Origin of the sequence: Ammoniphilus sp. YIM 78166 (assembly GCF_004522215.1) — a bacterium.
In the GTDB taxonomy this organism is placed as follows: Bacteria; Bacillota; Bacilli; order Aneurinibacillales; family RAOX-1; genus YIM-78166.
In genome coordinates, this window is the sequence record NZ_SDLR01000001.1 from 566,017 (window position 1) to 587,529 (window position 21,513).

Annotated in this window: 23 protein-coding genes; 22 read left to right on the forward strand and 1 reads right to left on the reverse strand. The window is 45.2% G+C overall.

Going from position 1 to position 21,513, the window contains the following annotated elements; all coding sequences use genetic code 11:
* Window positions 1–18 precede the first annotated feature (18 nt).
* The 9 genes from EIZ58_RS02760 to EIZ58_RS02800 all read left to right on the forward strand — a co-directional run bounded on the left by EIZ58_RS02760 (window position 19) and on the right by EIZ58_RS02800 (window position 7,308).
* Entirely contained in the window at window positions 19–993 is a 975-nt protein-coding gene (locus tag EIZ58_RS02760; RefSeq protein ID WP_167577449.1) for a tetratricopeptide repeat protein, read from the forward strand.
* Between the two features lie 158 nt (window positions 994–1,151).
* Window positions 1,152–2,279, forward strand: coding sequence for a hypothetical protein (locus EIZ58_RS02765; protein WP_134698989.1), 1,128 nt, complete (start codon window positions 1,152–1,154; stop codon window positions 2,277–2,279).
* Between the two features lie 49 nt (window positions 2,280–2,328).
* Window positions 2,329–2,895 (forward strand): ReoY family proteolytic degradation factor, encoded by a 567-nt coding sequence (locus EIZ58_RS02770; protein WP_167577450.1) that lies wholly within the window; start codon window positions 2,329–2,331, stop codon window positions 2,893–2,895.
* Between the two features lie 98 nt (window positions 2,896–2,993).
* Window positions 2,994–3,410 (forward strand): DUF2487 family protein, encoded by a 417-nt coding sequence (locus tag EIZ58_RS02775; RefSeq protein WP_134698991.1) that lies wholly within the window; start codon window positions 2,994–2,996, stop codon window positions 3,408–3,410.
* Window positions 3,411–3,675: 265 nt separating this feature from the next.
* Complete coding sequence (locus EIZ58_RS02780; RefSeq protein ID WP_134698992.1) at window positions 3,676–4,176, forward strand: Rieske (2Fe-2S) protein; 501 nt, start codon at window positions 3,676–3,678, stop codon at window positions 4,174–4,176.
* Window positions 4,177–4,192: 16 nt separating this feature from the next.
* Window positions 4,193–4,864 carry a menaquinol-cytochrome c reductase cytochrome b subunit gene (qcrB, locus tag EIZ58_RS02785; RefSeq protein ID WP_134698993.1) on the forward strand — a complete coding sequence of 224 codons (672 nt, stop codon included), beginning with the start codon at window positions 4,193–4,195 and terminating at the stop codon, window positions 4,862–4,864.
* Window positions 4,865–4,920: 56 nt separating this feature from the next.
* A complete protein-coding gene (locus EIZ58_RS02790; RefSeq protein WP_134698994.1) occupies window positions 4,921–5,712 on the forward strand; it encodes a menaquinol-cytochrome c reductase cytochrome b/c subunit in 792 nt (263 codons plus the stop codon).
* Between the two features lie 88 nt (window positions 5,713–5,800).
* On the forward strand, window positions 5,801–6,424 hold the full coding sequence (locus EIZ58_RS02795; protein WP_370297598.1) for a DUF1405 domain-containing protein: 624 nt from the start codon (window positions 5,801–5,803) through the stop codon (window positions 6,422–6,424).
* 77 nt (window positions 6,425–6,501) lie between these two features.
* Window positions 6,502–7,308: a sporulation protein YpjB gene (locus tag EIZ58_RS02800; RefSeq protein WP_134698996.1), complete on the forward strand. Its 807-nt coding sequence runs from the start codon at window positions 6,502–6,504 to the stop codon at window positions 7,306–7,308.
* Window positions 7,309–7,357: 49 nt separating this feature from the next.
* On the opposite strand, the gene EIZ58_RS02805 is transcribed toward EIZ58_RS02800, so the two are convergent.
* Window positions 7,358–8,215, reverse strand: a complete 858-nt coding sequence (locus EIZ58_RS02805; RefSeq protein WP_134698997.1) for a YitT family protein — start codon at window positions 8,213–8,215, stop codon at window positions 7,358–7,360.
* A 149-nt stretch (window positions 8,216–8,364) separates the two neighbouring features.
* Here EIZ58_RS02805 and EIZ58_RS02810 point away from each other — a divergent pair, with 149 nt between their 5' ends.
* The 13 genes from EIZ58_RS02810 (at window position 8,365) to dinG (ending at window position 21,495) form a co-directional block, all read left to right on the forward strand.
* Window positions 8,365–8,694: a nucleotide pyrophosphohydrolase gene (locus EIZ58_RS02810; RefSeq protein WP_134698998.1), complete on the forward strand. Its 330-nt coding sequence runs from the start codon at window positions 8,365–8,367 to the stop codon at window positions 8,692–8,694.
* Window positions 8,695–8,830: 136 nt separating this feature from the next.
* Window positions 8,831–9,331 carry a tetratricopeptide repeat protein gene (locus tag EIZ58_RS02815; protein WP_134698999.1) on the forward strand — a complete coding sequence of 167 codons (501 nt, stop codon included), beginning with the start codon at window positions 8,831–8,833 and terminating at the stop codon, window positions 9,329–9,331.
* A gap of 23 nt (window positions 9,332–9,354) precedes the next feature.
* Entirely contained in the window at window positions 9,355–10,137 is a 783-nt protein-coding gene (gene dapB / locus EIZ58_RS02820; protein ID WP_134699000.1) for a 4-hydroxy-tetrahydrodipicolinate reductase, read from the forward strand.
* A gap of 19 nt (window positions 10,138–10,156) precedes the next feature.
* A complete protein-coding gene (gene mgsA, locus EIZ58_RS02825; RefSeq protein ID WP_134699001.1) occupies window positions 10,157–10,570 on the forward strand; it encodes a methylglyoxal synthase in 414 nt (137 codons plus the stop codon).
* The gene (gene bshB1 / locus EIZ58_RS02830) at window positions 10,571–11,260 is read left to right on the forward strand and encodes a bacillithiol biosynthesis deacetylase BshB1 (protein ID WP_134699002.1); all 690 of its coding nucleotides are present in this window, start codon (window positions 10,571–10,573) and stop codon (window positions 11,258–11,260) included.
* Between the two features lie 11 nt (window positions 11,261–11,271).
* A complete protein-coding gene (bshA, locus tag EIZ58_RS02835) occupies window positions 11,272–12,411 on the forward strand; it encodes an N-acetyl-alpha-D-glucosaminyl L-malate synthase BshA (protein ID WP_134699003.1) in 1,140 nt (379 codons plus the stop codon).
* Between the two features lie 130 nt (window positions 12,412–12,541).
* Window positions 12,542–13,753 (forward strand): CCA tRNA nucleotidyltransferase, encoded by a 1,212-nt coding sequence (locus EIZ58_RS02840; protein WP_134699004.1) that lies wholly within the window; start codon window positions 12,542–12,544, stop codon window positions 13,751–13,753.
* On the forward strand, window positions 13,725–14,687 hold the full coding sequence (locus EIZ58_RS02845; protein ID WP_240688920.1) for a biotin--[acetyl-CoA-carboxylase] ligase: 963 nt from the start codon (window positions 13,725–13,727) through the stop codon (window positions 14,685–14,687). The genes EIZ58_RS02840 and EIZ58_RS02845 overlap by 29 nt, the downstream gene beginning before the upstream one ends.
* Before the next feature lie 259 nt (window positions 14,688–14,946).
* Window positions 14,947–15,804, forward strand: coding sequence for a 3-methyl-2-oxobutanoate hydroxymethyltransferase (gene panB / locus EIZ58_RS02850; RefSeq protein ID WP_134699006.1), 858 nt, complete (start codon window positions 14,947–14,949; stop codon window positions 15,802–15,804).
* On the forward strand, window positions 15,801–16,712 hold the full coding sequence (gene panC, locus EIZ58_RS02855) for a pantoate--beta-alanine ligase (RefSeq protein WP_134699007.1): 912 nt from the start codon (window positions 15,801–15,803) through the stop codon (window positions 16,710–16,712). The genes panB and panC overlap by 4 nt, the downstream gene beginning before the upstream one ends.
* Window positions 16,663–17,046 carry an aspartate 1-decarboxylase gene (gene panD / locus EIZ58_RS02860; RefSeq protein ID WP_134699008.1) on the forward strand — a complete coding sequence of 128 codons (384 nt, stop codon included), beginning with the start codon at window positions 16,663–16,665 and terminating at the stop codon, window positions 17,044–17,046. The genes panC and panD overlap by 50 nt, the downstream gene beginning before the upstream one ends.
* Before the next feature lie 87 nt (window positions 17,047–17,133).
* On the forward strand, window positions 17,134–18,621 hold the full coding sequence (locus EIZ58_RS02865) for a tetratricopeptide repeat protein (protein ID WP_134699009.1): 1,488 nt from the start codon (window positions 17,134–17,136) through the stop codon (window positions 18,619–18,621).
* A gap of 57 nt (window positions 18,622–18,678) precedes the next feature.
* Entirely contained in the window at window positions 18,679–21,495 is a 2,817-nt protein-coding gene (gene dinG / locus EIZ58_RS02870; protein ID WP_167577451.1) for an ATP-dependent DNA helicase DinG, read from the forward strand.
* The last annotated feature ends 18 nt before the right edge of the window (window positions 21,496–21,513 follow it).

The following is a 21,513-nucleotide window of genomic DNA, read 5'->3' on the forward strand; positions in this document are numbered from 1 at the left end:
TTTTAAGGGGGAATGTACGTGTATGGTGGAATCTATGATCAAATAGATCAAGCGATGGAGAAGATTCGAGGAGGGCAAGTGAATGAAGGCTTGTCCATTCTGCAGTTTTTGATGGGAGAAGCGGAAGGCCAACCGGATTTACAGCTTATATTGGCTGACGTGTTTTATGATTTGGGTCATGCAGATACCGCACGAGCTCTGCTAGAGGAGTTACAAGATTATTTTGACGAGCTCACCACGGATATGCAGATTGAAGCAAGAACGCTTAAAGCGGAAATTATGATTGATTTGGGCGAGTTGGATGAAGCGATGGAGGAGCTTTTCTCTTGCATTGACCTTGAGCCGGATTATACAAGAGCATCTCTACTACTTGCAGATATCTATCTCATGCAGGACTTGCCGGAGATCGCTTGTCGACATCTTGAAAATATATTGGATCTCGAATCAGATCAAGAAGATGTGAGATTGATCCTTAGTGACTTGTATCTGCAGCTTGGAGAACTAGAGAAGGCACAAGCCCATTTAGACCAGTTGATTGGAACAGAGCTTGAAGGGCAGGTAAGGCTGGTTCAAGCGAGATTATGGAGCCAAATGGGGAATTTTGAAGATGCCTATCGACAATTTCTCCAGTGCTGGACTACGGACCCGAGTCCCGATGCTTTATTCGGTCTTTCTGCAACGGCGCTGCAGCTCCATCAGACCGAGGAAGCAATTGAGTATGCAGAGGAGCTGCTCCAGCTAGATGCTAGTCATGTTGGAGCCTATCAGGTTCAAGCAGAGGCTTTTCTTCGTCTCGATCGACAGGATGAGGCTAGACAAGCTCTCATGAAAGCCCTGGACCTGCAGGACCAGGATGAAGCCATTCTGCTCAAGCTTGTGGAGATTCATTATGCACAGGGAGAACTGGACGCTGCCAGGAAGTATGTTCAGCAATTACTTTCGGCTAACGAAGAGCACGAGGTTGCCTTGGAATGGCAGGGTAAATTGAACTAAATATAAAGATCACAAACCGCTTCGTAGCTCTTGGCTGCGCATGAAGCGGTTTGTTTTTTTCTATGTAAATCGATTTTGAATAATTTGCGTTCGCTCAGGGTATAAGGGATCGTGAGATCGGTTAATAATGGAGCTAGGAGGAAGGGAGGGAAGCAGATATGAGGCTCGCAGAAATGCTAAGCTATGCCGACATCGATCAGCTTCACCAATTGGCGAGCACCTATGCTTGTGATTGTAACATCAATTCTAAAAATGAACTTATCCAATCTTTACTTACCTCTATTAAGAGGGATTCAAACATTACGGAGCAACTAGAGACGTTGAAGAAGGAAGAGCTTCATTTTTTGATGTATATCGTTTTTGACTCGAGAACGAGCTTTACGCTCGAAGATCTTAGAGCAAAAGCCAAATTTTCCTATATTCAGGACTTGGACCGAGATACGTATAGGAAACTGGTATCGGTAGCTTTGAAGAAGGGTTGGATTTTTAGAGGGTTATCGAAGAATGCAGGATCTTCCTTCCAAGTTCCAGAGGATATGAGACAGCGCTGGGCAAAGCTCATTTTAAGAATGGAGCTGGGAGATCAGCCTAAATACCAGGAGCCAAGTTTTTATCGCGATGAGGGATATGCTCTGGTTCAAGATCTCCAGCAGCTATTAACTTATATCGAGCGGCATCAGCCTCCCCTTACATCAGAGGGTGTCATATACAAGCGCAATCAACAGCAAATCATGGAACTGATGGCTGTTCAAGAAGAACTTGTTGAAAAAGGGGGGTGGCGATTTGGTTACGGAAGGCATTTTCGGGAATACCCAGATCGGTTCTCTCTACTCTATGACTTTTGCTACTATAGAGGGTATCTAAAGGAAGACCCAGGAGCTTGTCTTTGGCTAACCCCCCAAGCGGAAGAAGCTCGGCAGCTCCCCCATGAGGTTCTCTCTACAGAGTTGTATAAGTTCTGGCTTCGGGTCTATAAAAGACCGATCAGTGGACTGCCCATGTTCGCCCGTCTGATTGGGAAAGCAGCGGAAGCTTGGGTAAGCGAGGAGGTCTTGGTGGAGATGCTAGGAACCAAGATTCGATCATATTATTACGATAAAGAAGAAAGTATTGCAAGAAATCGAATATTAAAAATGATGGTTCATTTAGGACTGCTCCGCAAAGGATTACTTGAAGAAGAGGTCTGGGGCTTTCAGACAACGACGATCGGCAGGAATCTTCTGGAATCTGTCGAAGGGTATGTAATGAAGGATATTGTTTTAGATCGAAAAGTAGAAAAGCCTTAAATATAAAAATCCGAAAATTGTGAACTTTTTATAGAGGAGGTTTTTGTTTGTGGGTGAAGCAGCTGTATCCGTATCTGCCAAAAAAGAATTTATTCGCTGGTTCTTGACTAAATATCAACTGAAGAAAAAAGAAGGCACATGGCTGTTCAATTATATGTTGTCGGATGAACGTCTATTGGAGAAAGTTCATTTTACAGATGATCTTCGCAACCGGGAAAAAACCATGATCATTTCAACTCTTTGTTCACAGGCCACTCCATTTCAATTTCAAAAGCAGTCTAAGATTTACTACGATGTGGAAAGAGCCTTTCATGATGTTCGACTAAACCCAGAAGAAGATGTTTATATCTCCCTTTATTTTAAGGATCGGCTGTTATGTCCACAGTATCTGGCAGTATTGGAGGGAAGACCTATGGAAGGGCAACGTGTCTCGCAAGAGGATGTAATGAGTTTGATTGCGGAGATTGTCATGGATAAAGCGATTCGAAAGCAGCGATTAAAGACGCTCTATGCAGAAATCGACCACTCCCTTCAAGAGGGGAACTCCGATCAATTTTTTATTCTTTCAAGAGAGTGGAATGAGCTTAGAGCACTCGAGTTGGAACTAGAGAGTTGACAACATCCTTTAATTCCATGAAAATACTTAAGTAACGAAAACTCGGAGACCCCGAGTTTTTTTCTGTACCTTTTATAGAACCAAGGAGGAGACTTCTTATGAGATGGACATTAGAAGATATGAAAACATATGAAGGGGCAAAGGAATACATCGATACGGCTCTCATTCCCATCTATTATCTATCCCCAAGTGAGTTAGGCGTAGCTAAGGTGCAGGAGCAGAGATGGATGGAAGAGATTTGCGTGTACGCGGAAAGGCAGCTGACGGGAAGAATCGTTCTGTTCCCCACCCTTTACTTATTGAAGCAGGAGACTGAGAGTATACCACCTTTTCAAGCCGATTCATTCCCCCATGTACTTTTTGTTACAACCGAAGAATCAATGGAGAAAAGTTTAGCAGGATTGAATTTTTCTGCTTATTTCTTAGAGCGGAAAGAAGACGAAGAGGATCTTTCCGTGATGGTAAAGGAAGGAAAAAAATTGACACAAAAAATAATGGAGCTGTGGAAAAAATAGTTTTCTTTGGTATTGCCCAAGGTTTGGAAGGACAAACTATCTATGGAAATGCCTTATTCTCAAGTAAGTGAAGTATCGGTGTCAAGAGAAGACATAAAATGTTCACAAAACCTTTTCAAACTCGAATACTTTGTATGTCGTCTACAAGATAGTCTTGACACTCTTCGTTCTATTTCGCTATCATTGAAATGTCCTAGTTTCAGTGTGTATTATTCTGTGGTCCGTACGGACTTTTTCAATTAGAAGGATAGGAGGTCAGAGAGAAATGAGTAAGAAAGACATTTCCAGGCGGACGTTTTTGAACTACATGCTCATGGGTACTGGTGGCTTTTTAGCTGCAGGGATGATCACCCCGATGGCTCGTTTTGCCTTGGACCCTGCCTTGAAGGCAGATGCAGGCGGAGGAGACATGGTAGCTGTAACGACTGTAGATCAGTTAACGAGCGAGCCGCAACGTTTTGACTTTAAAGTCAAAGTGACAGATGGTTGGTACAAGACTGAAATTCCACTGTCCGCTTGGGTGTATACAGAAGGGGATAATATCATTGCCTTATCGCCGATCTGTAAGCATTTGGGCTGTACGGTTCAATGGAATACGGAACCAAGTAAGGAAAATCACTTCTTTTGTCCATGTCACTTCGGTTTCTACGAGAAAAACGGGAAGAACGTTCCCAATACTCCTCCACTTGCGCCGCTCGATAAGTATGCGTACGAAGTGAAGGAAGGAAAACTTTATCTGGGTAAACCAGAACCAAATCCTGTTTAGGAGGGGCGTAAACTAAATGATTAAGCAAATCTACGACTGGGTCGATGAGCGCCTCAATATTACGCCGATGTGGCGGGATATCGCCGATCATGAGGTGCCTGAGCACGTAAACCCAGCGCATCACTTTTCCGCATTTGTATACTGTTTTGGCGGATTGACCTTCTTCATTACCGTTATTCAGATCCTTTCAGGCATGTTCCTGACGATGTATTATGTTCCCGACGTTATTAACGCCTATGAATCCGTTCGCTACCTGCAAAACGAAGTAGCGTTTGGTGTTATTATTCGCGGTATGCATCACTGGGGTGCCAGTCTTGTTATCGTTATGATGTTCCTACATACTTTACGTGTGTTCTTTACTGGATCTTATAAGCATCCGCGTGAATTGAACTGGGTAGTGGGGATGTTAATTTTCTTTGTAATGCTAGGTCTTGGATTTACAGGATACCTACTTCCTTGGGATAACACGGCTTACTTCGCAACTAAGGTAGGGGTAGAGATTGCAGCTACAGTACCTTTCATTGGTACATTCATCAAGCATCTATTAACTGGTGGAGAAATTCTTGGTGCTCAAACGCTTGCTCGCTTCTTTGCGATTCATGTATTCTTCTTGCCAGGTGCATTGTTAGGGCTTCTAGGGGCACACTTTATCATTATTCGTAGACAAGGTATTTCTGGGCCTCTATAAAATCAAACTATTACAAGAAGTTTACGTAAAATCGCTAAGAGGGGGGTACATGGAGAATGGCAAAGCAAGATAAAACAATAGAATACGTTGGCGATTCACGGGTTCCTGCCAAGCGCGAACCAAACATCTCGCCTTCTTATTCGGAATTTCCAGGGAAAAATGAGCCGTTCTGGCCTAACTTTCTACTTAAGGAATGGATGGTAGCAGCGGTTGCTTTAATGGCTTTCCTCATTTTAACGGTAAGTCATCCATCACCATTAACGGATAAAGCAGATCCAACGAATACGGACTTCACTCCGCTTCCGGACTGGTACTTCTTATTCCTTTTCCAATTGTTGAAGTATCCATGGGCATCTGGAGATTGGGTATTAATCGGTATCATGGGGATTCCGGGACTCATGTTCGGGGGCTTGCTACTCGCTCCGTTCTTGGATCGCGGACCTGATCGTCGCTGGACGAAAAGACCCGTATCTTCTGGTTTAATGTTCATAGGTATCATCTCTATCGTTTACTTGACATGGGCAGCTATGGATGAGCATCATAAGCATCATCCTCCTAAGGAGAAAGATGCAAGTCATGCAGCGCCTGCCCCAGCGGCCCCAGCTCCTGCTGAGACCGATCACCCAGGTGCAGAGGTATGGGCCAAGCAACAAACATGTCAAGCATGTCACGGTGTAGATATGGGTGGCGGTGGCGGCCCTGCATTAGCGCAGGTCGGCGGACATCTTACTGCAGATGAGATTAAGAACGTTATCGTCAATGGACGTGGCGCCATGTCTGGCGGAATGTTCAATGGCTCTGATGAAGAACTTGATCAATTGGTTGAGTATCTGGCAAGCTTGAAATAAATGAAGGAACTGACTGTTCTCGAACAGTCAGTTTTTTTCGTTCAGGGAGTATATTCTTATTCGATCCTGTCATTCCTAGTATAAAAGAATGAAGGATGTTACGGAGGATGCGATGACTACGGTATACCATTGGTTGATGGGGTCCTTGAGGCAGTCTTGGTTTTTATGGTCCCTTATCGTGATAAATTTTTTAGGCTCTATCTATGGTTTCTACTGGTATAAGGATCAATTGGAACAAACATCTCCGGTTTGGCTGCGTATCTTCGTTCCAGATAGTCCAACAGGAAGTATTTTATTTACGTTCTTTTTAATTGCCTTACTGATCGGGAGAAGCATTCCTACTCTGGAAGCTTTTGCAGCTGTGACTAATTTTAAATACGGAGTTTGGGCCGTAGCCGTCATCATTGGAGGATGGGCGATGGGAGGAACGAAGCAATGGACAGACTATATGCTGATGTTTTCTCATGCAGGAATGGCAATCGAGAGCTTGCTCTATGCAAAATTCTATACGATTCGTTTCCGCCACATTCTAGCAGTAGGAATATGGACCACTTGGAATGATTGGATGGACTATATGCTTGGTATTCATCCTTGGCTGCCGAGAGTCTTGAATCCTTATACTCCGACTATTGGCTGGTTGACCTTCGCTCTGAGCTTGTTTTCTTTGGGTATCATTTACTACTTGGTTCAAAAAAATAGAAAAATGGTCTAATCTTGTCCAGCCTCCCATAAGATGAAGGTAGAATTGTGTCCAAGGAAATAGGGGTACACAAAAAGGGAGGGTTTGCGTTGGATAAGAAGTTTTTTTTATTTATGATAACCATCCTCCTGATGGTATCAACTATACCTATGCTTGCAACAGCGAAAACGGCCGAATCCCCCCAACAGATTCTGCTCAAGGATCTCGACCGATTATCGCAGGAAGCCTTAAAGTTGACTGAGGAAGGACAGTTTGAGGCAGCGAAAGCGAAGCTCGACGAATTGGCTCAGCGATTTACGCAGGTGGATTTAAATCAAAGCGTAAGTTTAAAAGCATTAGAGCTTGCGTCTCACTCTATGGTTAAAGGAAAGCTAGCCTATGCGAATGCTTCGCTAGATAAAGATGAAGCCTTGTGGCACGCAACTCAAATTCGTATTTTAATCGATGCATTAACTCATCCCCACCAGCCGATCTGGAAGGGATTCCATATGACTTATTTACAGCAAATTAGTAAGATGATTCATCACTCCGAGAGAGAAGAAGCGGATAGCCTCGATAAATCTCTTCAAGAGCATATGAAGCTCTACTTAATCTTGAAGCCTGCTTTTGCGGTTAATCATAACCCATCAACAATGGATAAAATAGATTCCTTATATGGGATACTTCAACAAGAGACTCACCAGGAAAAAGTGAATTGGGGGACTGTTGAGACTTCACTTGATCAACTAAAAGGCTTGACTGGGAATCTCTTTCTTGGTCAGGAAGATCCTACTTTTGCCTGGTATATCAGCAGTAACTCACCAGTAGCGATGATCACGTTAATCGGATTAATTTTGCTGACCGTACTAACCTATGTAGGATGGCGAATGTATATGGGGCAAAGATATAGCGTGTAACAGCAGATAGTATAAAAAGCTGGCCGGATGGGCAGCTTTTTGTGTTAGGTTATGCTTCTTTTAGCGGTCTCTTCTGTTCATCATGAGTAAAGCCTTCACCGAGTACTTCGTGAACATCATTAACGATAACAAAGGCAAAAGGGTCCACTTCATGGATGAGTCCCTTGAGCCTAACTGTTTCATTTCGGCTTACCACACAATAAAGGACATCTTTCGTTACTCCAGTCCAGCCGCCTTTTCCGTTGAGCAAGGTTGCCCCTCGTTCCATTTCCGTCATGATCAATCTGGCAATCTCATCATTCTTTTCAGAGATCACGGTTATGGCTTTGGCTGCATAGGAGCCCTCTTGAACAAAGTCGATTACTCGGGAACCGATAAACACGGCCACGAGCGTATACATCGCACCCGTTAAGTCAAGATAGATAAGAGAGATGCCAATCACCGCGAAGTCAGCTATAAACATCGTTCTTCCAATACTCCAGCCTTTATATTTATTAAGTAGCCGAGCAATAATATCGACGCCGCCGGTCGTACCTCCAAAACGAAAGACGATACCCAACCCCACGCCAACGGATACACCGGCATATAGGGCTGCAAGGAGGGAGTCCTCGAGGGGCAAACGAAATTGTCCGAAGATCGTCAGGAAGAAAGACAGGGATAAGGTTCCGAGAACCGTATAAGCCAAGGCAACTTTACCAAGAACCTTCCACCCGACAAGTAAGAGGGGAATGTTGATAAGTAAATTAACCAGTCCGGGATCCCAGTTAAAAATAAATTTAGTTAAAATGGTAATACCCGTAACGCCGCCTTCAGCTAAATGATTAGCGATATTGAAATAGTTAATGCCAAAACCCATGATGGCAGATCCGAGTAAGATCATAACGACGTTTTTTAGTCTATGCTTCATATTTTTAGCCCACCTAATAAAAAAAGTATAAATCAACTTCTATAATACCTAGTATGTTCTGCTGTTGTCTAGGAAATAGGTCCATTCATTCATTCGTGTTATAATAAGGATATTATTTACATGTAAGGTTACAAGAAAGGGTGGGACGCATGTCTAAAGAAATGACGATCAAAGAAATGCAGACAGAGGTGGATGCGTACATCTCTCAATTTAAAGAAGGGTATTTCAGCCCACTGGCGCTAATGGCTCGTTTAACGGAAGAAGCTGGCGAGCTTGCCCGTGAAGTCAATCATTACTATGGAGAAAAGCCTAAACGGGCAGATGAAAAAGAAAATTCGATTGACATGGAATTAGCGGACTGTCTATTCATAATCACGTGCTTTGCTAATTCTTTAAACATTGATTTAGAAGAGGCTTTTCATCGCATGATGCACAAGTTTAATACAAGAGACGCAAACCGATGGACCAGAAAAGACTAGTTCATCTATTTCCAATGGATACGGAATCGGTGTATAATTTGGTATGATTGATGGAAGTTAGGTTACACGGACTTAATAGGCTGTACATATACTGTACCATGATTGAACATTCGCAGAAAAAAGGAATGTGATAGCCATGAACGCAGGAAAGGAGTTTATTAAGGAAGCCTACCGTGCCATCTTTCAAAAGGATTATGTTAAGGCCATTGAATTGTTTAAGAAGGCCATCGGTCGTGATGCGAATAATGCATCGTATTATTATAAATTATCCGTCACCTATGCCAGGAATAATAGCTTAGCAGAAGCTTTAGAAATGATGGAGCATGCCCTTCGCATCTGCCCAGGCAATCCCATATACAAGCAGCATTATGCCTATCTGCAAGGAAGGAAATTGGCCAAGGAGGCGCTGCTCAAGGTAGAGATGGGTGAGAGTGTGATGGTTGTGATTCCCTTATTGGAGCAATCCATTGAGCTGGACCCTATTAACACTCAATCTCGGTTACTCTATGCCTGGCTGTTAAAGAAGCAAGGGAAGATGGATGAAGCCGTGAGTGCATTAAGAGAACTTCTTGCGCTAGATCCCAGTCATCGGGATGCGAGAGAGCTTTTGAAGGCTTGCAGCACGCAAGAGGATTAATGAGAGATAAAGGAGAAAATCATATGTCTATTCGCGTCGTAGTAGCAGGTTCAAGAGGTAGAATGGGTCAAGAAGCGGTAAAAATGGTTTTGGCAGATCCGGAATTAGAGCTCGTAGCGGAAGTGGGTTCTCCCAAGTCGAGAGGTGAGGAAAAAGGCCCTAACGGTGTTCCTTTCCTCACCTCATTAGAAGAAGCATTAATCACCACGAAACCGGACGTACTTGTTGACCTAACCACTCCTCAAGCTGTGAAAGGGAATATGGAGCTAGCCATTCTACATGGAGTTAGACCCGTGGTTGGGACGACGGGGCTTTCTGCTGAAGAAATTCAGGAACTGGACAACCTGAGCCAAGAGAAGGGGATTGGAGCCATTATCGCCCCCAATTTTGCCATCGGGGCGATCCTTATGATGAAATTTGCTAAAGAAGCAGCGCGTTACATGCCTCATGTAGAAATCATTGAGCTGCACCACGATAAGAAGCTTGATGCTCCTTCTGGTACAGCCATTAAAACGGCAGAACTAATCCAACAGTCCAGAGCAGAAATGAAGCAGGGTCATCCAGATGAGGAAGAAATCCTAGATGGCGCAAGAGGTGCCTATTATCATGGGTTTAGAATACATAGCGTAAGGTTACCCGGATTAGTTGCCCACCAAGAAGTCTTGTTCGGTCATGTGGGCCAGACGCTCAGCATTCGTCATGATTCGATGAATCGGGAATCTTTCATGCCTGGGGTTAACCTTGCCATTAAAAAAGTAATGGGATTAACAGGATTAGTGTATGGATTGGAAAATGTAATGGACTAGGAACCCTAAGGAGGATGCCATGAAGATTGCCTTAATTGCTCACGATCAAAAGAAAAATGAAATGGTTAACTTCATGATCGCGTATGAGAAAATTTTCTCTCAGCACACGTTATATTCCACAGGGACTACCGGTGCTAGGATTATGGAGAATACTAGCCTGCATATTAACCGACTAGCCTCGGGGCCGCTTGGGGGAGATCAACAAATCGGGGCCTTGGTTACTACGGGAGATCTGGATCTGATTATTTTTTTCCGGGATCCCCTTACGGCCCAGCCGCATGAACCGGATGTAACGGCCTTGCTTCGTCTTTGTGACGTTTATGGAATACCGCTGGCAACGAATGTAGCAACGGCCGAGCTCCTTGTGAAGGCGTTGGAGCTTGGTTTTTTTAGTTGGCGTGAAGTGGTGGACAAATACAAGGAGAACAACTAAATGTCAATCGATATCCTAGCTATTGGTGCTCATGCTGACGACATTGAAATCGGAGCAGCTGGTACATTATATAAGCATGTTACTGCGGGTCAAACCGTCGTGCTCTGTGACTTAACGCTAGCTGAACTCTCCTCCAATGGTGATGTCGAAACCAGATTAAGAGAAGCTGAGCTAGCTCGCCAACGTATCGGAGCGAGTACCCGGATTAACCTGCAGATTCCAGACCGAGAAATTGGAATTAATACCAAGAACGTTGAGGCATTAGTTAAGGTAATTCGGAAATGGAAACCAACCATAATTCTTGCTCCCTATTGGGAAGATCGGCATCCAGATCATGAGTGGTGCAGCAGGCTTGTACGTGAAGCTGTATTTAGTGCTGGCATCCTGCGCTTTTCCCCGGAGTCTGGGGAGGTACATAAAGTCTCGAAGCTTTACCATTATTATATTAACGATTTTGATGATCCTGATTTTTGCGTCGATGTGACCGAGGTGTATGATCAGAAGATGTTCATTTTGGAAGCTTACGAGAGTCAATTCATGCCAGCTCAAGGGAGAGTAGAAACGCCCTTAAATACCGGATACTTTGAACAGCTTCGCAGCAGGGAATCCATATTAGGAAAAAAAATAGGGAAGGGCTACGCAGAAGGCTTTCGCTCACGCGTACCCCTTTCCTTAGACTATTTACGTTAAGGGGACGAGCCATGAAAATAGGGATTACCTGTTATCCTACAGTCGGGGGCTCTGGAGTCATTGCCACGGAGCTGGGAAAGCTGCTGGCTGAACGAGGTCATATCGTACATTTTATTACGTCCGATATGCCTTTTCGATTGGGGAAGTTTTATCCAAACATTTTTTACCATGAAGTGGAGGTTAATCGGTACAACGTGTTCCGCTATCCTCCTTATGATTTGAGTTTAGCAAGTCGTATGGCAGAAGTTGCACAAACAGAAAAATTGGACTTGCTGCATGTTCACTATGCTGTCCCTCATGCTATCAGCGCTTACCTTGCCAAGCAAATGGTAGGAGAGCAACTGAAGATTGTAACCACTTTACATGGTACAGATATTACGGTTCTGGGTCATGATCGCTCGTTGAGTGACATTATTCGTTTTGGGATTGAAAATAGCGATTGTGTAACTGCGGTCTCGCAAGATTTAATTGATGAAACGAAGCAATTGCTAGGTGTCGACAAGCCGATTGAAAAAGTCTATAACTTTGTTGATAAACGGGAATTTTACCCTCGGGATATGGAAGAGGTCAAACGGCAGATGGCTCCCCATGGGGAAAAAATCATCATTCATGTATCCAATTTTCGTCCAGTAAAACGAACGCAAGATGTAATCAAGGTGTTTGCGCAGGTTCGTAAGAATCTGCCGGCTAAGCTCCTGCTCATTGGGGAAGGCCCTGACACCTCGGTTGCTCGCCAGATGGCTCAGGAGTTAGGGATATTAAAGGACGTTCGCTTTATGGGAAAACAAGACAACCTCGCCTGTATTTATTCTCTTGCAGACTTGCTTCTGCTTACATCGGAGAAAGAAAGCTTTGGCTTGGTTGCGTTGGAAGCCATGGCTTGCGGCAAGCCTGTTGTAGCGACATTGACAGGCGGAGTTCCTGAAGTAGTTGAAGAAGGAAAGACAGGCTTTCTTTTGCCTATAGGCGATGTTGATGGAATGGCTCGTAAAATCGTTGAACTGCTTAGCGATGAAGAACAATATTCTTTGTTTTCTGCTCGTTCATTGGATAGAGCGTATTATGAGTTTTGCCAAGAGAAAATCGCTCGGCAATATGAAGAGATTTATCAGCGTGTTGTTTATGGTCAGGCCCAACCTTCCTCTTTTTAGGACTATCTTCGAATCCCAAAGGATTGGATACACAAGCTCAGCAAAACTAGCACGCCCATGATCACGCGCATCAATTTTTTCTCACCTCCTCTTAAGTATTATATAAACGGGGCCGGAAGGAGGTTCCCCCATGGAGCATGCGGCTAATGAAGTACTAGCCATACTTGAACAAAAGGGCTACACCTCCTATAAGGTTGGCGGTTTCGTAAGGGATACTCTGCTTCAACTCCCTATCCATGACATAGATATTGCCACCTCGGCCACTCCGGAACAGGTCATGAACCTATTTTCTAAGGTGATTCCTACAGGAATGAAGCATGGGACAGTCACTATCTTTTATCAAGGGTACTGGTTTGAAGTCACAACCTTTCGTCAAGACCATGAATATCTAAATCACCGACATCCAGATCAGGTGACTTTTGTTCAAGACATCAAGGTGGATCTTTCCCGTCGAGATTTTACGATTAATGCGATGGCTATGGACCGTTTCGGCAACTTGATTGATCCATTTCATGGGAGCCAAGATTTAAAGGATGGTCTTCTTCGAGCTGTAGGTCAACCGTTGCAAAGATTTGAGGAAGACGCCTTGCGCGTTTTACGTGGTCTTCGTTTTTCCGTTCGGTATGCTTTGACCATCGAGCCTAAGACTTGGGATGCAATGATGAAGGCAGGTTCCTTATTATTGACTATCTCAAAGGAGAGGGTTCGTGATGAATTCTCAAAAATGCTAGAGGGAAGGGATGGGTTGAAGGCGGTTGATTTATTATCAACCAAGGGTCTTCTTCCTTTCCTGGATTGGCATGAGTTATTTGTCCGTCTCTCCGAACGTCCGGGAAGAGACCGATTTAACCGGTTCACGGATACGACTTCAAGATGGGCTGCCTTATTTTACGGGAACAGCCTTACAGAAGCTCGATGGTTCCTTACACGATGGAGATTTTCCAACAAGTTCTCAAGTGAGGTGCTCACCTACTTGGAAATTGCGGAGAAGGAAAGGCTAACGGAACGAGAAGGGAAAGTTCTTCTGCTCGAATTCGGACTTGAAACCGTGACAAGAGCACGTGAGCTTGTGAAGTTAAAATCAGATAATCATGAAGATCACGAGCGATGGAAGCGATGGAAGGAAGAGCTGTTTCTACATCACCCTAAGGAGCTTCAGGTCACAGGACGAGATTTGCTAGAGAACTATAAGAAGCCACCAGGACCTTGGGTGAAAGAGACGTTACAAATGCTGTTTGAAAAAGCTGCCATTGAAGGCATCCCGAACTGCCGGGAAGTACTGCTGAAGGAAGCGAGAGCGATCAATGACAACCATGAAGGATCAAATATTGAGAATGTTTAAAGAGGCTAAGGGAGAGTTCCTGTCTGGGGAAAGTCTCAGTCAAGCTCTCCAATGCTCGCGCACGGCGATTTGGAAGCACATTGAAGAATTACGTGTAGAAGGCTATCAATTTGAAGCGGTTCGCCGATCGGGCTACCGATTGGTGGCTGTTCCCGATATTCCGTACCCAGAGGAAGTAATGAGCGGCCTTGATACACGGATCCTAGGGAAAGTCGTCCACTTTTTCCCCACAATTGATTCTACTCAGCATCGAGCTCATGCCTTGGCCAAAGAGGGTGCGCCCGAGGGGACGGTTGTAATCGCGGATGAACAAGTGGGGGGAAAAGGCCGATTGGGAAGAGTATGGCATTCTCCACCCTCAACAGGGATATCGATGAGCTTGCTCTTGCGGCCTAAGCTAGAGCTGCACCGTTGTCCTCAGCTCACCTTGCTAGCTGCTGTGGCACTGGTAGAAGCCATCCGTCAAGAGACGGGACTGCCTGTGACCATTAAATGGCCAAACGATATCTTATTAAACGGAAAGAAAATCTGCGGAATCTTAACCGAGTTGAATGCAGAGTCCGATTGCATTAACTATTTAATCATTGGCATGGGCATTAATGTAAACACTCCGTCATTCCCTGAAGAAATTGGCCAGATTGCCACATCGCTCATGTTAGAAAAAGGGGAGCCGGTTAAAAGAGTCAAGCTCATCCAGAATATTTTGGGTAAGTTAGAGGATCTTTACGCGCAGTATTTGGAAGAAGGATTTGCCCCGATCAAGGCCCGGTGGGAGTCTCATGCCATCTCAATTGGGAAGCGTGTCATCATCCGGCAGTTGAGCGGTACTATGGTAGGAATGGCCCTTGGAATTGACGACGATGGGGTCCTTCTCGTTCAGAAAGACGACGGAAGCCTCGAAAAAGTGTATTCCGCGGATATAGAAATTAGTTGAACTTTGGGTGTATTCTGTTATACTTAAATCAAAATTGGCTGTATCCCACATTGGGAATAGCACAATGAACCTTGGTAGTAAATAAGAAACGTGAAATGAAAGCATGCTAAATCAAAATCTGCTCTGAGCCTATTAATGGACCGAGACAGAAGAAACCGTGCATCGGCGCGGCATGCCTCTGTATTGTTATGTCCACCCTTAGGGCCTTTGCTCTAGGGGTTTTTATAGTTTGGTTGCGCTCAGATGAATGGGGGAGCACATGGCAAAAGAACAAGCGTATTCAACTTCGGTATTTCGTGAGATGAAAAAGGCAAAGGAACCGATCGTAATGGTTACCGCTTACGATTATCCTTCCGCGAAGCTCGTAGAAGAAGCAGGAGCTGAAATGATCCTTGTAGGAGACTCGTTGGGAATGGTCGTCTTAGGTTATGATTCTACCGTTCCTGTTACCTTAGAGGACATGATACACCATACCAAGGCTGTGACCCGAGCAGCTAAAAAGAGCTTTGTCGTGACGGATATGCCTTTTATGACGTATCATCTTAGCGTAGAAGATACCATGAGAAATGCGGCAAGAATCATGCAGGAAGGGCTAGCGAAGGCTGTAAAGCTTGAAGGAGGAAAAGAAATCTGTCCTTTAATCGAGAAGCTTGTGAAGGCGGGTATCCCAGTCGTAGGGCATATCGGATTAACACCTCAGTCGGTTCACCAGCTCGGTGGCTATAAAGTTCAGGGAAGATCAGCAGAAGAAGCAGAGAAGCTGCTTGAAGATGCATTAGCCATTCAAGAAGCGGGCGCCTTTGCTATCGTGATGGAATGTGTCCCGCATCAGTTAGCCACGTTCATTTCTAATCAGCTTAGCATTCCCACGATTGGAATCGGCGCAGGATCCGGCTGTGACGGTCAAGTACTGGTATTCCATGATGTGGTTCAATATGCAAGCAGCCTGACTCCTAAATTTGTCAAAGCCTATGCCCAGGTAGGCGAACAGATCAAAGGGGCGATCGCTCAATATGCCGCTGAGGTGAAAGAACGATCCTTCCCTTCCCTGGATCACAGTTTTTCCATGAAGGAAGAAACGATTCGACAACTTTACGGGGAGAAGTGCCACGTATGAAAATTGTAGACAGCATTGAGTCGTTACGCAAGTGGGTAGCTGAGAACAAAGCCAACCATCAAACGGTAGGCTTTGTTCCGACCATGGGCTTTCTGCATGAGGGCCATATGAGTCTTGTTGATGCCGCGAAGAACCGTGCGGATGTCGTGGTGATGAGCATTTTTGTTAATCCATTGCAATTTGGACCAACGGAAGATCTAGACCGTTACCCGCGCAACTTGGAGCGAGACCAGCAGATGGCAGAGGCAAGAGGTGTTGATTTGTTATTTGTCCCTACCGTTGAGGAAATGTATCCCCAAGCCGTTAAAACGGTTATTCATGTGTCTGGTGTGACGGAGCGCCTGTGCGGCGCTTCCCGCCCAGGGCACTTCGACGGAGTGGCTACGGTCGTCTGCAAGCTCTTTAACATGGTACAGCCGGACTTTGCATTCTTTGGCGAGAAGGATGCTCAGCAAGTGGCTGTCATCCAACAGATGGTCTATGATCTCAATCTTCCTATAGAGATTGTTCCATGCCCGATTGTCCGGGAAAAAGATGGATTAGCGATGAGCTCGCGAAATGTGTATCTTAATGAAGAAGAAAGAAAACAAGCTCTATCCTTAAGCCAGGCTTTGCGCGAAGCTGAGCAAGCTTATCTTGATGGACGGACACCCCAAGAGGTAAGACAGCTCATGCTTGAAAAGATTCAGGCGGAGCCCTTAGCGGAAATCGACTATGTTGAGCTTCTTTCTTATCCATCGCTTGAACCGTTAGAGAGTCTTGAGAGCTCATCCTTTATCTGTGCGTTAGCTGTACGTTTCGGAAAGACCCGACTGATAGATAATCTGATCATATTGAATAAAAAAGGGAGAGAAAAGCATGTTGCGTACGATGATGACCGCAAAAATACACCGTGCTACAGTAACTGAAGCCAACTTGAACTATGTAGGGAGTATTACCATTGATTCGGACTTGCTTGATGCCGTCGATATCCTCCCGAATGAAAAGGTTCAAATTGTCAATAACAATAACGGAGCTCGTCTAGAGACCTATGTGATCCCCGGGCCACGCGGAAGCGGTGTGATCTGCTTAAACGGGGCGGCGGCTCGTTTGGTTCAACCGGGGGATAAAGTGATTATTATCTCCTATGGTCAACTTACGACGGAAGAAGCGAAGCGATATCAACCAAAGGTCGCGATTATGGACGAGAACAATCGCATCATTGAAATGCTGGGTGAAGAAATTCACGCCACCATTTTCTAATACGGCAATGCGGCTCTTTAATGGGCCGCATTTTTCTTTTATTTCCGGTAACAATAGGAGGAAACTTGAAAAAGGTGGTTTGCAAACATGCTAGTCAAACACCTCTTTTGCACGTTATTAGAACGGTTGGAAGGTATTGAAGAAAAGTGGTCGAAAGCAACGTCGCAGGAAATGAAGGAAAGACTGCTTGACGAAGTCATGGAGCTTCGAGGAGTAAGTGATGATATCCTCGATCAATGGCTGTTATTCGAAGAGAGAATGTCGAAGCTTCAGCAAAAGCTGCAAGGACACGAACATACGCCTAAGGTCCACTCTTTTATGGACTTCGACCTAGGACAAATGAATGAAGAGATTGCCGAGATGTCGGATGAGGTAGCTGAAAAGATCTTTCAGGAGCTCATGAAAGTGGATAAAAAACCGGCATCGCCTGAAATGGTCAGTTTCTTATCCGGCCAGGCTGCTCATCAGTTTAGAAAAGGCCAGGGCTATTATAATTTGTTGATGTACGGCCAAGCCGCTCAGCATTTCCAAGCTGTCCTCAAGGAAGATCCCGATCAAGATGTAGCGCGCCTTTTTCTCGCCTTTAGCTATATGATGGATGGGGTATGGGAGCAAGCAGACCATCAGTTTTACTTATTAAGCCAAACGACCGAAAATCGGCTGTTAAAAGCAACAGCTCTCAATGCACAGGGTTGTCTTCTAGGGGGATTTGAAAAGTGGGAACAAGCTCTTAGCCATTTTGAATCAGCTATTTCGGCTTATCCTAAACTGCGTGATCCCTATTTCAATAAAGGGCTAGTTCATATGAAGCTAAACCAGTACCAGGAGGCTAAGCCGATATGGCAAAAGCTATCCAGTGAGTTCCAGGATGATTGGGAGGTCTTGCTGCAGTTAGCTAAATGCTATCAAGCGGAAGGTGAACCACGGGAAGCCGAGCAAACGTTAACCCAGATTTATCAAGCAACGGAAGACCCCGATATGCTATGGCCCGTGGCTCAAACCTTTGAAGACCTGCGGCAATTCGGCAACGCAGCATTGTGCTATCAAATGATTTTGCAGCGTGAACCCGACAATGCCTTTGCCTGGCATGGATTAGGCTGGAATTTATGGCATGAAGACGGGCTGAACGATGGGATCCAATATATTCGAAAAGCTCTTTCTCTGTCTCCAAACCACCCTGATTTTCAGTTTTCATACGGTTGGATCTTGTTTCACAGAAAGCAGTTTGCAGATGCCCAAGCCGTGTTTGAACAGATCCTCCAGCAAGAAGGCAGCTATCCGCTAGCTGTTGCAGGACTGGTTCATGTTCATCTTGCCCGGCAGGACTGGAGGCAAGCAGAAAGCTACTGTTCACTGCTTCTTAAAGAAGAAACGGCACAGGCAAGAGGGCTTGGATACTTACAGCTTGGCAAGGTATGCCTGGCAAAAGGAGAATTTCAGGAAGCAAAAGGTCATTTCGAAAAGTCCATCGAAGAAAACGCGGAGCTAAGGGACAGTTTTCTTTGGCTAGGACTAGTCTGCCATCTTCTAGGGGAAAAAGAAGAAGCTCTTAGGATTTGGGAGAGAACGCTGTGAATCGGTCCAGGTTGTGGTACTATATGGATAGCTTTCTAATGACCTGAGGTGAACCGATTGAACAAGTTTTTAGTCGTGGACTTTGAGACTACTGGCAATAAAGCCAAAGATGGCGACCAGATTATTCAAATAGGCGCAGTCTTAATGGAAGATGGAGATATTATTTCTCAATTTTCTTCTCTTGTAAATCCGGGAATACCGATTCCCACTTTTATACAACAACTCACGCAAATCGATGACGAAATGGTAAAAGATGCTCCCACCATTGATGAGATCCTGCCTCAGATGCTTCCCTTGCTAGATGGGGCCGTATTTGTCGGGCATAATGTTTATTTTGATTTAGGTTTTTTGCAGCAAGCCTTAGCTGAGCATGGCTATCTTCCGTTTAGCGGTCCCACTATAGATACGGTGGAATTGTCACGTCTGCTTCTGCCGAATCAAACCGGTTATAAACTAACCGATCTGGCCCTGGAGCTTGATGTGGAACATGATACGCCGCATCAAGCAGACTCGGATGCCCTTGCTACTGCTCAGATCCTTCAATCCTTATTGGAGAAGCTGAATCGGTTGCCTTATATGGTCTTGCAGCATTTAACGGAGCTGACCAAGGGTTTTGCCTCGGATATTTCCGACTTAATCAAGTATGTGGAGCAGAAGCGATTGATGCAGGGCAGTGTGGAACGCGACGAACACCCCGGTTTAGAAATGTTCCGTCAGTTGGCGGTTCGCATTCGAGGGGGTAGAACCGAGGATAGCCCAGCACAGGATCCGGCTTATGAGGACTTTATGAAGGATATCCGAAGTAAGCTTGAGGGCGAAATGAGTGACTTTGAATGGCGGCCAGCTCAAATGGATATGATGAGCCAGGTTTACGATGCCTTATCGAAATCTCAGCATGTGTTGATAGAAGCAGGAACAGGCACAGGTAAATCATTGGCTTACTTGATCCCCGCGTTTTACTGGTCAAAGGTATCGGGAGAGAAGGTCGTCATCAGTACGCATACCATTCAGCTGCAGGAGCAGTTGTACACGAGAGATCTTCCTTTACTCGAACGGATATTTGAACAGGGCATTCATGGAGCCTTGCTGAAGGGAAGAAGCAATTATCTTTGCTTAAGAAAGTACGAACAGAGTGTGATGGAGCCCGCAGATAATTTTGATATACAGCTCTCAAAAGGTCAAATGATGATCTGGCTGACGGAAACGGATACTGGGGATATCGAGGAGTTAAACCTACCGCCGGGAGGCCAAGTGTTCTGGAGACAGGTTCAGAGCGATGCCCACTCCTGCTTAAGTAATCAATGTCCATGGTTTTCACGCTGCTACTATTTTGCAGCCCGCCGCAAGGCACAGGAATCCGATGTCATTATTACGAACCATTCACTACTGCTCACCGACCTCAAGGCGGATCAGCGGATCCTACCTCCTTATCGCTATGCCATCATTGATGAGGCCCACCACTTCGAAGAGGTAGCTAGTCATCATTTAGGACTTTCCTTAAGTTCTATTCAAGTGGAGAACTACTTGGCCGAGCTGGGTTCGGAACGCGGCATGGGGATCTTAGAGAAGTTAGATCGCGAATGGTCTTCTGTACCTGAGTCTTCCCACGAGGGGCGAGAGCAGCTGAAGGGTTGTATAAATGAGCTCATGGAAGGAAGAGAGGTTATTCGTGAGTGGATTACCCGCTTATATCAATGGGGGATTCGCAGTGGGCGGGAAGGAACAGAGGCCGGCAGGCTCGTCAAACGATTTAGCCATTTAGACTGGTCGGACAAGGCAGGTCGAGATACCCTGCAGTCCACATCCTATGTAGTTGAATGGTTAACTTTGTTCCAACAATCTTTGGAAAAGATCTATATCCCTTTAAGTGCGGACAAAGGACTACCGTTTACGTTCCGTGGACTGTTAACCGATCTGCACGGAGCGATTCGTGAGGGGCAACGGATAAGGCAATTGATTCAACAGATGCTTCTCGATCCTGAAGTGGATAATATTCATTGGATAGAGCTTGATACAAGAACCAACCGACGACCCGTTTATTTATACCGGGTTCCTATTGATGTCGCTCCGTTGTTGCAAGAGCAGTTTTTTGCAGAGAAAGAAAGTGTGGTTCTGACGTCCGCGACCCTAAGCGTCAACCAGTCCTTTGCTTATTCGTTGAAAAGGGTAGGACTAGATGAACAGCAGGTAGCGACGATCCAGCATCCCTCGCCTTTTGATTATCGGAAGCAAACCTTGTTCTGTGTCCCTTCCGATAGTCCAGCTCTCAGCTCTGGCAACGAAGAGCACTTTAACCATTACTTAATCGATTCCCTCGCCCAGCTTTCCCGGGTAACGGAAGGACGCATGCTGGTGCTATTCACCTCGTACCAGATGCTTCGTCAAGTTTATGAGCCTTTAAAGGAAAGACTGGCGCAGGACGGCATTACGGTGCTAGGACATGGGATGGACTCTAGCAGCCGGACCAAGCTAACTAAGTTATTTAAACAGACAAAGAAATGTATCTTATTAGGAACAAGCAGCTTCTGGGAGGGTGTAGATATTCCAGGAGATGACCTATCATGCTTGGTCATTGTTCGCCTTCCATTTTGGCCGCCCAATCATCCGGTCATCGAGGCAAGAAGCGAGTATATAAAGTCTAATCGCGGAAATCCGTTCATGGATATGTCCGTCCCGCAGGCAGTCATCCGCTTTAAGCAAGGGTTTGGCCGATTAGTTCGAACTCAAAAAGATAAAGGGGTTGTCATCGTTTTTGACAAGCGTATCGTCGAATCTCGCTATGGTCAATATTTTGTAAAGTCTTTGCCTGAAACACCGCTTCACTACCGTCCCTTCAACCAATTGCTGCCTATGGTTGAAGAGTGGCTTGGATAAACCCGTTCGAGGTGATCT

Bases quoted from the DNA above. Each gene is read 5' to 3' on its own strand.
- EIZ58_RS02765 (WP_134698989.1), top strand. From the start codon at position 1,152: ATGAGGCTCGCAGAAATGCTAAGCTATGCCGACATCGATCAGCTTCAC.
- EIZ58_RS02775 (WP_134698991.1), top strand. From the start codon at position 2,994: ATGAGATGGACATTAGAAGATATGAAAACATATGAAGGGGCAAAGGAA.
- EIZ58_RS02780 (WP_134698992.1), top strand. From the start codon at position 3,676: ATGAGTAAGAAAGACATTTCCAGGCGGACGTTTTTGAACTACATGCTC.
- qcrB (WP_134698993.1), top strand. From the start codon at position 4,193: ATGATTAAGCAAATCTACGACTGGGTCGATGAGCGCCTCAATATTACG.
- EIZ58_RS02790 (WP_134698994.1), top strand. From the start codon at position 4,921: ATGGCAAAGCAAGATAAAACAATAGAATACGTTGGCGATTCACGGGTT.
- EIZ58_RS02795 (WP_370297598.1), top strand. From the start codon at position 5,801: ATGAAGGATGTTACGGAGGATGCGATGACTACGGTATACCATTGGTTG.
- EIZ58_RS02805 (WP_134698997.1), bottom strand. From the start codon at position 8,215: ATGAAGCATAGACTAAAAAACGTCGTTATGATCTTACTCGGATCTGCC.
- EIZ58_RS02810 (WP_134698998.1), top strand. From the start codon at position 8,365: ATGTCTAAAGAAATGACGATCAAAGAAATGCAGACAGAGGTGGATGCG.
- EIZ58_RS02815 (WP_134698999.1), top strand. From the start codon at position 8,831: ATGAACGCAGGAAAGGAGTTTATTAAGGAAGCCTACCGTGCCATCTTT.
- dapB (WP_134699000.1), top strand. From the start codon at position 9,355: ATGTCTATTCGCGTCGTAGTAGCAGGTTCAAGAGGTAGAATGGGTCAA.
- mgsA (WP_134699001.1), top strand. From the start codon at position 10,157: ATGAAGATTGCCTTAATTGCTCACGATCAAAAGAAAAATGAAATGGTT.
- bshB1 (WP_134699002.1), top strand. From the start codon at position 10,571: ATGTCAATCGATATCCTAGCTATTGGTGCTCATGCTGACGACATTGAA.
- bshA (WP_134699003.1), top strand. From the start codon at position 11,272: ATGAAAATAGGGATTACCTGTTATCCTACAGTCGGGGGCTCTGGAGTC.
- EIZ58_RS02840 (WP_134699004.1), top strand. From the start codon at position 12,542: ATGGAGCATGCGGCTAATGAAGTACTAGCCATACTTGAACAAAAGGGC.
- EIZ58_RS02845 (WP_240688920.1), top strand. From the start codon at position 13,725: ATGAAGGATCAAATATTGAGAATGTTTAAAGAGGCTAAGGGAGAGTTC.
- panB (WP_134699006.1), top strand. From the start codon at position 14,947: ATGGCAAAAGAACAAGCGTATTCAACTTCGGTATTTCGTGAGATGAAA.
- panC (WP_134699007.1), top strand. From the start codon at position 15,801: ATGAAAATTGTAGACAGCATTGAGTCGTTACGCAAGTGGGTAGCTGAG.
- panD (WP_134699008.1), top strand. From the start codon at position 16,663: ATGTTGCGTACGATGATGACCGCAAAAATACACCGTGCTACAGTAACT.
- EIZ58_RS02865 (WP_134699009.1), top strand. From the start codon at position 17,134: ATGCTAGTCAAACACCTCTTTTGCACGTTATTAGAACGGTTGGAAGGT.